Annotated in this window: 11 protein-coding genes; 5 read left to right on the forward strand and 6 right to left on the reverse strand. The window is 50.5% G+C overall.

Features of this window, described 5'->3' with window-relative positions; translation table 11 throughout:
* Positions 1-11: 11 nt before the first annotated feature.
* The gene (locus K7P76_RS03450; protein WP_232183385.1) at positions 12-908 is read left to right on the forward strand and encodes an RNA polymerase sigma-70 factor; all 897 of its coding nucleotides are present in this window, start codon (positions 12-14) and stop codon (positions 906-908) included.
* A 290-nt stretch (positions 909-1,198) separates the two neighbouring features.
* On the opposite strand, the gene K7P76_RS03455 is transcribed toward K7P76_RS03450, so the two are convergent.
* Together K7P76_RS03455 and K7P76_RS03460 are read right to left on the reverse strand one after the other, a co-directional pair.
* The gene (locus K7P76_RS03455; protein WP_232183386.1) at positions 1,199-1,927 is read right to left on the reverse strand and encodes a winged helix-turn-helix transcriptional regulator; all 729 of its coding nucleotides are present in this window, start codon (positions 1,925-1,927) and stop codon (positions 1,199-1,201) included.
* Positions 1,897-2,301 carry a Fur family transcriptional regulator gene (locus K7P76_RS03460; protein WP_232183387.1) on the reverse strand — a complete coding sequence of 135 codons (405 nt, stop codon included), beginning with the start codon at positions 2,299-2,301 and terminating at the stop codon, positions 1,897-1,899. The genes K7P76_RS03455 and K7P76_RS03460 overlap by 31 nt, the downstream gene beginning before the upstream one ends.
* 152 nt (positions 2,302-2,453) lie before the next feature.
* On the opposite strand from K7P76_RS03460, the gene corA reads away from it, so the two are divergent.
* The 3 genes from corA (at position 2,454) to K7P76_RS03475 (ending at position 5,678) form a co-directional block, all read left to right on the forward strand.
* Positions 2,454-3,407, forward strand: a complete 954-nt coding sequence (corA, locus tag K7P76_RS03465) for a magnesium/cobalt transporter CorA (RefSeq protein ID WP_232183388.1) — start codon at positions 2,454-2,456, stop codon at positions 3,405-3,407.
* Positions 3,408-3,557: 150 nt separating this feature from the next.
* Positions 3,558-4,973, forward strand: a complete 1,416-nt coding sequence (gene allB / locus K7P76_RS03470; RefSeq protein WP_232183389.1) for an allantoinase AllB — start codon at positions 3,558-3,560, stop codon at positions 4,971-4,973.
* Positions 4,974-5,072: 99 nt separating this feature from the next.
* On the forward strand, positions 5,073-5,678 hold the full coding sequence (locus tag K7P76_RS03475; RefSeq protein ID WP_232183390.1) for a GyrI-like domain-containing protein: 606 nt from the start codon (positions 5,073-5,075) through the stop codon (positions 5,676-5,678).
* Positions 5,679-5,802: 124 nt separating this feature from the next.
* On the opposite strand, the gene K7P76_RS03480 is transcribed toward K7P76_RS03475, so the two are convergent.
* Positions 5,803-7,377 (reverse strand): IQM protein middle domain-containing protein, encoded by a 1,575-nt coding sequence (locus K7P76_RS03480; RefSeq protein ID WP_232183391.1) that lies wholly within the window; start codon positions 7,375-7,377, stop codon positions 5,803-5,805.
* 155 nt (positions 7,378-7,532) lie between these two features.
* Between K7P76_RS03480 and K7P76_RS03485 the strand changes: the two genes are divergently transcribed.
* Positions 7,533-8,201 (forward strand): HAD family hydrolase, encoded by a 669-nt coding sequence (locus tag K7P76_RS03485; RefSeq protein WP_232183392.1) that lies wholly within the window; start codon positions 7,533-7,535, stop codon positions 8,199-8,201.
* Positions 8,202-8,740: 539 nt separating this feature from the next.
* Here K7P76_RS03485 and K7P76_RS03490 read toward each other — a convergent pair.
* The 3 genes from K7P76_RS03490 to K7P76_RS03500 all read right to left on the reverse strand — a co-directional run bounded on the left by K7P76_RS03490 (position 8,741) and on the right by K7P76_RS03500 (position 11,744).
* Positions 8,741-9,238, reverse strand: coding sequence for a YcxB family protein (locus tag K7P76_RS03490; RefSeq protein WP_232183393.1), 498 nt, complete (start codon positions 9,236-9,238; stop codon positions 8,741-8,743).
* A gap of 65 nt (positions 9,239-9,303) precedes the next feature.
* Positions 9,304-9,492: a hypothetical protein gene (locus tag K7P76_RS03495; protein WP_232183394.1), complete on the reverse strand. Its 189-nt coding sequence runs from the start codon at positions 9,490-9,492 to the stop codon at positions 9,304-9,306.
* Positions 9,493-9,530: 38 nt separating this feature from the next.
* Positions 9,531-11,744, reverse strand: a complete 2,214-nt coding sequence (locus tag K7P76_RS03500; RefSeq protein ID WP_232183395.1) for a YhgE/Pip domain-containing protein — start codon at positions 11,742-11,744, stop codon at positions 9,531-9,533.
* Positions 11,745-11,847: the final 103 nt, after the last annotated feature.

Genomic DNA, 11,847 nt, shown 5'->3' on the forward strand with positions numbered 1-11,847 from the left:
GAGGTGTCCATATGAATGCTAAGCCATCTTCGGAATTTTTATATCAGGCGTACAAACCGCTCTTGTTTTCATTAGCTTACCGGATGCTCGGGAGTGTAATGGATGCGGAAGATATCGTCCAGGAAGCGTTTCTTTATTGGAGTGAAGTCGAACCGCAGCAGGTTGAAAATGAGAAAGCCTACTTGTGCAAAATAGTGACCAACCGCTGTGTCGATCGTCTTCGTTCAGCCAGCAAACAACGCGAGGTTTACGTCGGACCTTGGCTGCCCGAACCTCTTATGACCGATATTTTGGATCGTGGCAGTCCATCCTCTGTTTACTTGCACAAGGAATCTCTTTCCACCGCTTACTTGCTGTTGTTGCAGCAGTTGACTTGGGTGGAGCGGGCCGTGTTCGTCTTGCGCGAGGTATTGCAGTATGAATATGATGAAATTTCCGAGATCGTGGGAAAGAGCAGTACGAACTGCCGACAAATTTTCCATCGAGCCAAAAGAGCGGTCAGCGGTTTGTCCGATTCGGTAGAAGCGGAACGGCCCAAGTCGGAATCGCTTATGCTGCGGGTAGAACAATTCGTGCAGGCGCTCGCATCCGGCAACGCCGGACAGCTTGTGAGCCTATTAAAGGCCGATGCCACTCTTTATTCCGACGGCGGAGGGAAAGTTACGGCGGCAATTAGACCGATCTTGGGAGCGGAACGAATCTCCCTGTTTCTATTCGGCCTGATGAGCAAGATGCCGGAAGATTTCTCTTATCGCATCGTGTCCGTAAACGATCAACCGGCAATCGTCTCCTATTTTGGTACACAGCCGAACAATGTTATAACATTCCAAATCGAGGATGGTCTCATAACCGATATTTACATCGTCATCAACCCGGATAAGCTGCTTCATTTGCCACCGCTGTCATAAATAAAAAAACTAGAATCCTTAGTCATAATGACCCGGGCTTCTAGTTTTCTTCTGTTTCAAAGTCTGTCGTAACTTCGTCCAATTCCTCGTAAGGAACGCGATCTTCATCATAATACACGGTTATCTGCACCTCCTCTATCGACTATCATAAGTCATGTATATCAACTCACGATCAAGCCTGTGTAAGGCGGGAGTAAAAGCGGAAATCAGACTTGGAGCAGACAATGCCAGGCCAACCAGACGGATATCGAACGTAAGGAGGCCGCTTAGCGGCCTTGGCACTCCTGGAATTATAGATCAGCCAAGCGGTATCCCGTACCCCTAACGGTAGCGATATAACGCGGGTCCTTGGGATCGTCGTTAAGCTTATGTCTTAAGCTCTTAATATGCACATCGACTGCATTGCTTCCTCCAAAATATTGCTCGCCCCACACTCCGTTCATCAACTCTTGCCGAGTCATAACCTTTCCGTCTGCGGCAATTAACGTTCTCAGAAGATCATATTCCGTTTTTGTTAAATCGACCTTCGCTCCGCCTCTAGTCACGGTCATGCGACCGGGGTCGAGAACGATTTCTTTGAATACGTAGTTGCGCGTCTCTTCGATTGGAACAGTAGTTTTCAAGGATAGCTGATTGATTTTGCCGATGATTTCTTCGATCGGACATGGCCAATTGACCCATTCTTCGCCATGCGGAGCCGTCGCAGCTTCTTTATTCACTAGGGCCAAGACGGGGGACGTTCCATCGCCAGGCAATGCTGTTGCAGCACCGGCAGGCAGATCTGCCGTGCGATCGACGACAATTATGTTTCCTTGCACCATGCTGAGCAGCGGATCGTCGGCGTGATGCAGCAGAAGGACGTCATAACATCTCTCGGCAAGCTCCGCGACTAACGCACGCAGGGAGGCGGGACGGGGGCTGATGATCAGAATTCTGTTCGTAATTTCACAATATCCCAAATTGTTCGGGTTAAGCGACCCGGGCTCGGTTAATGAGCGGATTTCTTCGTGTTGTTGCATGCTGCGCACACTCCCTTGAACAAATACTGTTCCTCTTGAATGTCATAACCGGTCTGTCGCGCGATGGAATGAAGCCATTCGGAGGGTGTTTCTACGAATACTTCATCTACTTTGCCGCAGGAGGTGCAAACGATATGTTGGTGATCTTCCATGCGCGCATCGTACCGGCAAGCGTCGCCTTCGAGCTTAAGCTCGTGGATGAGGCCTTCCTCGGTTAAATATTTTAACGTATTATACACCGTCGCATAGGCGAAATGATGTCCGCTTGCCTTCAGCTTCTCGATAATATCGGCTGCCGTAGGGTGGTCTTGGGCGGCAGTCAGAATATCGTATATCGTTTTGCGCTGTACCGTCATAACGCCGGCTTTTCTCATCGCAATCATTCCTTTAATTTAGACTTAGTTTAAGTTTATCCAATAAAGCGGGGAGTGTCAATGGCACCAAAAGAGCATCAAACGTTTACACCTGCCATTAGTTGCTAACATCCGTCTCTTCAGAGCATAATGGACGAATAGGGGTGAGGCTTTTGCTTCGTATAATGGCAATGACGGAAAATCAGGAATTGTTGGAGGAAATTCCTCTTCATAACCTGATGGATAGCAATATCAAATGGTTCTGGGTGGATTTCGATTGTCCGACGGAAGCGGAGATTGAGCTTTTGGACAGCTATTTTCATTTTCACCCTTTAGCGATCGAAGATTGCATGCATTTTCTTCAAAGGCCGAAGGTCGACCACTACGAGGATACCCATTTTTTCGTCGTTCACGGTCTTCAACCAGAGACGCTGAAGGCGGAGGAAATCGACTTTTTCATTGGGCCAAGAGGCATCGTCACGTTCCATCTATCGCCATCGCCGGAAATCGAAGAGGCTTGGCGGCGGCTGCATGATCCTTTGATTCGCAAGGGGAAAGATCATAACTACATTGCTTATTTGATCATGGACAAGCTTGTCGATAATTACTTCCCCACCTTATACCTCATAGAGGATCAGCTTAACGAGCTGGAGGCTCAGGGGGAAAATAAAACGGATATCCAGAAGTTGACCGAGCAGGTGTATGATATTCGATCCGATCTGCTAAGGTTGCGACGCACTGTATTTCCTATGCGGGATTTATTATATCGGATTATCAATTCGGATAAGGTTCATGGCATTAATGAACAGAAAGCCTATTTCACCGATATTTACGACCATCTGCTGAAGCTGACCGAGATGATCGAGTCGAATCGCGAGATGACGGCGGATTTAAGGGATAGTTATGATTCCCTGCGCTCCAACAGAATGAGCTCTATCATGAAGACGCTAACGGTAATTACCACGATATTCATGCCGCTGACCTTCATAGCGGGCGTCTACGGAATGAATTTCGTCAACATGCCGGAGCTTCAGTGGCATTCGGGGTATTTCGTCGTCATTGGAGTGATGTCGGTGCTGGGCGTCGGTATGTACATATGGTTTAAACGTAAGGGATGGTTTGATTAATATCTACTATGGGATAAATAATGAGTTTACGTTATATTATGTTACGTAATAACAACATTTTATGTTGTTTTGAAATCAATAGCCGAGATTATGTTATATTATATAACATAATCTCGGCTATTGATTTTTTCATGGTGGGAGGAAATGAACATGCAGGAAGAGATAAAATTGGACTTATTGGTCAAGGGTGGGAGCGTCGTCCTTCCTGATCGCGTGACCATCGTTGATATCGGCATTCGAGGCGGCATTATCGTTGACATTTCCCCGGATATCCAGACCCCCTCGAAGCAAACGATAGATGCTCAGGGTCTCTATGTTATGGCGGGTGTCATTGACGCGCATGTTCACCTCAATGAACCGGGGTTAGGAGAATGGGAAGGCTTCGAAAGCGGATCGGCGGCGCTTGCTGCGGGGGGCTGCACGACTTTTATAGATATGCCTCTTAACGGAATACCTCCGACAGTAACTATAGATGCGCTGAACCAGAAGCTTGAAGCGGCTCGAAGTAAAGGATCGCACGTTGATTATGCCTTATGGGGAGGTCTCGTTCCCGACAATTTGGAGGATCTGGAGGCTTTGGCGGATGCTGGCGTAATCGGTTTTAAGGCTTTCATGTCATCTCCCGGGGAGAGGGGGGAAGGCTGTTTCAAGGAAGTGGACGACGTTGCTTTATTCGAAGGGATGAAGATCATCGCCGGTAAAAAGAAAGTTCTTGCCGTACACGCCGAAAGCGAGGAAATCATCATCGCTTTATCCGGGAAATTTAATGAACGCAAGAAGAGGACCGTTCGTCATTTTCTGGAATCCAGGCCGCTAGCCGCGGAATTGGATGCGGTGCGCCGGGTGCTATTATATGCGGAACGTACGGATTGTCCATTGCATCTGGTTCATATTAGCAGTCCGCAGGCCGTCGATATCATATGGGATGCGAAGCAGAACGGCGTTAACGTGACGGTTGAAACGTGCCCGCATTACCTGATGTTCACAGAAGACGATGTGGAGAAAATAGGTCCCCTCGCCAAATGCGCGCCTCCCATTCGCAGCGCCAGGGAAAAGGAGGGGCTCTGGGGACGGATAGCCGAAGGTAAAATCGATTGGATCGCATCGGATCATTCGCCTTGCCCTCCGTACATGAAGCTTGGTTCCGAAAAAGATTATTTTGCGGTATGGGGCGGCATATCGGGAGCCCAAAGCACGTTAGAGCTTATGTTCGACGAAGGGTATTTAACGCGCGGGCTTCCTTTGCCGTTGTTATCCCGCATGTTGTCCGAGGCTCCAGCCAGGCGATTAGGATTGCATCCCCGCAAAGGTAGGCTGGCGGTCGGTTACGATGCGGATATCGTGCTCATCAACCCTGATGCCCCTTATGTGCTTCAGCCGGAGCAGCTGCTCTATCGGCATAAGCAAAGCGTATACACAGGACGCAGTTTTCGCTGCAGAGTAACGCTGACCATGAATCGAGGGAGAGTGGTGTACGCCCTGGATCAAGGAGTAGGGGAATCCCTTGGAGGGGAATGGCTTCGTTCCATGCCGCCGGAAAGTACACGGAAAAGGTCGATTCTATGAATCGTTGTCGTATCGTATTCGCTGACGTTCGCTGTCAGGGAAGCCGGGATACTATGAGGATGAGGTTGAAAATATCAGACTCGGAACGGAGCGGCAATCATGGATAAAATCGACTACAAGAAAACGAACAAATCGTTATACTCGCCATCCTCATTATCGGTGAAGCGGATTGAAGTTCCGTCGATTAAAGTATTATCGGTGGAAGGAAGCGGCGATCCAAACACTTCCGAGGCTTTCCGGCAAGCGACGGAAGCATTATTCAGTTTGTCGTATGGCATCAAGTTTGCGATTAAACGAAGCGGCGGGCCGGATTACGTGGTGATGCCTTTGGAGGGGCTATATCCGCATGAGGTTGCGGGATTGAGTAAAGCGGACTGGCGATGGACGCTTATTATTCGCCAGCCGGACGAAGCGACGATCGAATTGGTTGAACGTGTACGAGAAGAAGTTGCTCGCAAAAAGAAGCTCCCGCTGCTGTCTGAAGTTAATTGGTGCACGATAGATGAGGGTCTCGCCGTTCAGATCATGCACATCGGCTCATACGATACCGAAGGGCCGACTATGGAGAAGATAACCGTCTATATGAACGAGCAAGGGTTTGCGGCCAACGGCTTGCACCACGAAATATACTTAAGCGATCCCCGTAAAGCGGACCCGGGGAAAATGAAAACGATTATTCGCCAGCCTGTTAAAACGCTTATGTAATTCTCAATTAATCGTTCAACCAAACCGTGCTGCGGTACATTTATAGTACGTTGCGCAATAAATATCCCCGTCCGATGGACGGGGTATTATTATGGAGATTAACGTTTAGTGGTTTGAATGAGGATTAATTGTAATATGTGTCCTCTTCGTTTTCCGCTTCGTTGTGTTCAATTTCGCTGTACTGGACTGCGTCTTCCTCGGAAGTCTCGCTATAAACGGGTTGTTCTTCTTCGTCTTCAATCTCTTCTAAGTCGTTATAGACGGGTTCTTCGTTGTCTTCCTCGTCCATGTAAAAGCCGGAAGCACCTTCATTCTCCTGCTCGACCGCCGCGCTCGGCGCGGCTCCCTCCGGCCTGCGGTTCAATTCCGATGGTTTTAAGTTCTGACCTTCGGGATTGTTCCTGGACTTGCTCAATAGCTCCCCGAGAACGGAGTTTTTCTGGCTATGCTTCTCGCGCATTTGGTCTTCGGCCGTTTCGGGGTTATGGTCGGCATAACCGAGGAGCTCCGTCGCGGACGCCTGCATGTTCTGGGTTCCATTCTTCCCGACGAATTCCACTCCAAGGCGTTCCGTCTGTACTTTGTTTTTCTCCAGTTGCTGAACCGTCTGCATCATCTGCTTGGATCCGGGGCGATAATGGCCGCTCGTGTCGGACACGAGTTCAACTTGTCCGTCCCGAACCTGCATCTCTCCGGCCCCGGCAACTTCTTCGCCGCCTAGGAAGCTGGAGTGGTGAAAACGTTCTTGCTGCAACGCTCCTCTGTCCGCCGCTTCCCGCCCTCTTGTCTTATTTTCTTGGATCGCGTCGCCGGTATAGAATTGCCCTGCCCCATCCATCGTGAAAATATGGCGATCCCCCTTGGCGCCGATCGCCGCTGGTCTTTCAGCTCCGATAGTATTGAGATTACTGCCGTCCGAAAGGCTGGACATCTCGCCTTTATCGTTGAAACCCCGCGCGTACTGGGCTCTTTTCTCGGCGGTGTCCGCATAGAATGTCGTTGATGGCAACTGGGTTTGCATATGAGGATTAGGCCGTTGAACGGAGGAATCAAAGCTCGTCATTCCCGCGAGCATAGGTTTCATCGCGAAATTCCCGTTGTCGGAAGGAGCGGGTGCGCTGCTTGCATTTGCTCCTGTCGGTACCGGAGTGCTGCTCGGTCCGGTTGCTTGGCTTGGGCCGCCGTTCGCAGGCGCTGCGAGCCTTGGGGGCGACGGAGCCAATGGAGCTACCGCCCTTTCGGGAGCGCTATAAGCATTGTAAATGCCGCTGTATGCTGTTGGTGCTGCAGAACTGCTGTCTTCGGGGGGCCTGTATGCACCGTAAACCCCGCCGGTAGCAGGTGCGGGATCTGCCGGCGTAGGCAATTCGGGTCCAGCGCTGGACCCTCCACCGTAAAGATAGGAGTGCGCATCTACCGAAGCGAGCCCTGCCGCAGGCGTCGGCGTTGGACCCGCCGATCCAAGGCTCGCAGCTTCGCTCCCTCCGCCGCCATATAGGTAAGCCTCTGGACTAAGTGGCGTCGCATCCATGGCCTGCTGGGTCGCTTGATTGCCGACGGCTTCCTGCATCTCAAGCGCGGGCTCCTGCTGTCTATGTGCACCCATCATGGGAGCTCGTGCTGGTCCTGCCGACCTCTGTGCGCCTACAAAAGGAGCGCTGCTGCTGGAAACCGCATTGCTTCGAGCCCTGCCTGACATGGGAATCGTCTCCAATTAGTCAAATTTACTTCCATCGTACGATTTTTCGACGCTTTTCGCAATGTAATTTAATGCCTGTGTAAGCCGGTTATTTATCATGTAGAATAGGGGGAGACATTAGAGACAATAGATAGAGAGTGATGGGAGAGATTAGAATGGCAATTAAAGCGGTTGTGTTCGACTTTGACGGAACATTGATGGATACGGAAACGTGCGCTTTCGATGCTTTTACCGGAATTTATGCGGAATATGGTCAGTCGCTGGCATTGGAAGCTTGGGCGGTTGGAATTGGAACGCGGGGCGGGTTTGACCCTTATGAGGAATTGGAACGGCTGACGGGAGGTCCGATGGATCGCGCAACGATAAAAGCGAGGTTTAACGAGGTGCATGAGGCGAACCTGGCCAAGACTGCGCTATTCCCAGGTGTCATCGACCGTTTGAAGGAAGCGCAGCGGCTGGGTTTGTTGATTGGCCTTGCCTCCAGTTCGGACAGAGCGTGGATTGAACGGCATTTGGAACAGCAGGGAATCAGGTCCTATTTTCAAGTTATCCGCTCGTCCGACGATGTAGAACAAGTGAAACCGGATCCTACTTTGTACAAACTGGCTGTAGAAGCGCTTGGCGTGAAAGCGAACGAAGCGATCGCCATCGAAGATTCCGTCAACGGATTGCGGGCGGCCAAGGCTGCCGGTCTCTTCGGAGTCGCCGTGCCGAACCAAGTGACAGCCAAAATGGATTTCCATGATGCTGATCTCATCCTCAATAGTCTGGAGCAACGATCCTTCGAGGACATCATTCGGCAGCTGGAGCAAAACACAAAATAGTCGAAAGCCATTACCATACAAAATACTGAAAACACAGCAACAGAACCAGAACACGGTAACTAGCACTCCAAGTCGCACGAAGCACCGCAAATAGGTTCAGATTCTGGACCTACAGAGCCGCCAAGAGCACCGAAGACGCAAATAGGTTCAGATTCTGGACCTACAGAGTCCCACGGAGCACTGAAAACACAAATAGGTTCAGATTCTGAACCTACCGAGTCGCAAGGAGTGCCGAAAACGCAAAAAGGTTCAGAATGTGGACTTACTGAGTCTCGCTTAGTAACAAAAATTTGTACGCTATGGTTAGTCTGGTGCCGAGAAAACGAGCAGTAGCGGTACTTTTTACAGCTGCGGTTGATTTTGTGCCGAGAAAATAAGCAGTAGCAGTACTTTTTACCGCTGCGGTTGATCTGGTGCCGAGAAAACAAGCATTAGCAGTACTTTTTACCGCTGCGATTGATCTGGTGCCGAGAAAACAAGCAGTAGCAGTACTTTTTACCGCTGCGGTTAATCTGCAATAAGTGCGGCTAGAGAACCTCTTATTTGATGAGTCCTGTTTGGATCTTTTGGTGTTTGCCCACGATTTGCCGGAATAAATCTTCCTGGCCTTTGTCGCTGAATTGGTCTCTCGGAACGATCCAGAATTGTCTTTTGTCCAGGAAAACGTAGAAAAACTTATCGGTTTCCCATACTTTGCGGATAAACTCCCATTTTGCTTGCGAGTTCGCGTCTTCGGAATTCAGGCTGACCTCTTCATCGCCGATGGAGAGGGTGAATAGCTTGCTGTATCTCTTGTCGCTGCTGAATCTCATTGGCCGAATATAGCAGGAGCCGACGTAGGAAAGGGCAAGCACGAAAAGCAGCAGCAATCCGATCCATAACAACGATGTTGTCCCGGTCATCCAATAAAAAATGATTTCAAACAGAAAAACGGCCAGCCCTATCCCGTTGGAAATCCAAAATCGAAGAGAATGATGATGGTAATCTCTAATCCCCTTGCTCATATAATCGCTTAATTTAAACGTAAGTTCGACCATCCCGTACGTACTTCCTTCCCCTAATTAAGATAATCCGTAACCGATCCATTCCGTTCCAATCCGTTCTACGCTAAATGAGCCTTCGCACTCTGCAAGGCATCGATGATTCGTTCCAATTCCGCGCGATTTTCGATAAAAAGCGAGACGTACTTCGGCCGATACCCGCTGCTCGAGAGCTCGATGTGAACATGCTTCTTTTCAGCATCAGCGCTAATATCAATGAACTCCGTCGAATAAATCATTTGACTAGCCACAAGAAACAACCTCCAAAAGATAAGATACAGAAACTATATCATATGTTGGAAATATTGGGCATCTCGGCGCGAATGGATTTACGTTTTAACACATAGAGGAGCGCAAGGGCGCATAAGCCATAGGCTGCGAGAATCGCACAATCTGTAAGCAACTCGCTTAGATTGCCAATGGAAATGACTTGTCGAAATCCATCTACCGCATAGGTCATCGGCAACAATGGGTGAAGGAACCGGAACAGCCCAGGTTCTAGTTCTACAGGATACGAGCCCGAGCTGGAGGTCAGTTGCAGCATCAGCACGACAACGGCGGCAAACCGCCCTTTGTCCTCGCCGAGGACGCCAATGAGCAGCATTAGAATAGCCGCGAAGGTCAGTCCGGTTATTGCCGCCAATCCATACAAATGGATGAATGGCATGACCGTATTCACTCCCAACGCCGCATGAAGCACGAATACCGATAGGATCGATTGCGAAAGGCTCACGGAGCCGAGGGCCAAATATTTGCTCCCGATGTAAGAGATCGGATGTCGTGGACGCGTGGTAACAGTGTGAATATCGATGACGAAGAAGAGCACCAGTGATCCGACCCATAGGGACAACGCGATAAAATAGGGAGCAAACCCCGTGCCGTTGTTCGGAACGGGGTGGGTATTGAGCTCTTCGACTTTGAGCGGGTCGGACATGACGGCTATCCGCTCATCGCTTTTGCCATCGCTGGAGGCGATCTTAGCCGCTTCGCTCAGCTTCCCGGCTAATTCTCTCTGACCATCGCGGATTTGGGCCAATCCTTGCGGCAAGCGCGATGCTCCATCGGCTAAGCGGTCGACACCGGTACGCGCTTCATTCAAGCCGGTGCCAAAGGTGCCCAGTCCGCCAGCCAATTGCGAGCTTCCTTGCGCAAGCCGGCTGACCCCGTTGATCATTTCCGTTATGCGCCCCAGCTTCTCTTTAATGGAGCCCGTTTCGTCTTCAACGCGTTTAAGCGCCGCTTGTCCGGCGGAAGCTACGTTGGCGGCCAAATCGGATAAATTCCGCACTGCCTGATCAAGCCGGGCTTGAGCATCGGCAAGGCGATCCGAAGCGGCTGGTCCGGCTTGCGATGACGATGCTCTATTCAGGCTATCCGCCAGCTTTCGCCCCGCGATCGTGCTCTGTGAAGCCGCTGCTTGCAACCGATCCGCAGCCCCCCTCAAATCGGATGTGTCCTCGTTTTTCAGCTCCGGATGACTGCTAATGATCTTATCTAATGAATCTCCGACCTCTTTGGTCCGAGCGTTTTGCGTCTCCAATGCCGATTGCAGATTTCCGGCAGCACCTTGAGCTTCCTCTAACAGCTTCCGATCTTTGACGAAAGCGTTCAGCGCCTCCGTTAGCGTAGAGTTCTCTCTGTGCAGCGATTCGATAGCTGCTGTTAGCATAGCTCTGGCGGAGGCCGCCTCATTGGCGGCTTGATGCAAGCCGGCAAGGGCGTGGTTCCAGCCGGCGATCAGTTTATCCGCTTCGCCGGTCACCCCTGCCAATGCGGAATCGAGCTTGGCGAGACCGCTCTCCAGATCATTTGCACCTTGCTGCAAAGCGGTTAAACCATTCGTCAGCTTACTCATTCCGACTTTAACCTGCTGCAGACCGTCCGACAGTGCCGTCGCTCCGCTGTATGCATCGTCCGTTCCATTGGCGAGTCGCGTCGCTCCGGCAGCGGCTTCGCTCAAGCCTTCCGCGCCGTTAAGGATTTGGTCGAATACGACCTCCAAATAGTTGGTCGTTAGTTTGACGTTAAGCTTCTTCTTGATCTCTTCCATGACCGAACGGACGATTTTGGCGCTTAACGGATTGTGGCCTTCATTGAGCTCAAGCGTAAGCAACGGATGTTCAGGCTTGTCCGTGCCCGCGCTTGAAGCGGCCGATGAAAAATGATTCGGAATGAGCAGGATTCCTGCAACTTCATTAGCGGATAGCTGTCGCTGCGCTTGATCGCGAGGCTGTTCTTTCCATGACAATTTCTTATCGGAGGTGAGTTCGTCGACTAGCTGTTGTCCTAATAATAAACGCCTGCCTTGAGCGTTAATCCCTGTATCTTCGTTGACGATCGCAAGCGGAAGATGATGCAATTTCCCGGTCGGGTCCCAGAACGCCCACAAATAGAGAAAGCTATATAACAAGGGCAATACCATCAAACCGAGAACGGATACCCGCAAAACTCGGGACGACCATAACGTTCTCATGTCTTCGTATGCAAGGCGCCAGCTGTTCATCAAACTTGAATCTCCTTAGGATGGAAAAGTTGCTCAGCAATGGCTTAGTATGACACCGTACAACCGAAAATATGATTCGCGGAAAAGGTACGTACAAGTTGAT

Source organism: Cohnella silvisoli (assembly GCF_021190915.1).
Taxonomy (GTDB): domain Bacteria; phylum Bacillota; class Bacilli; order Paenibacillales; family Paenibacillaceae; genus Cohnella; species Cohnella silvisoli.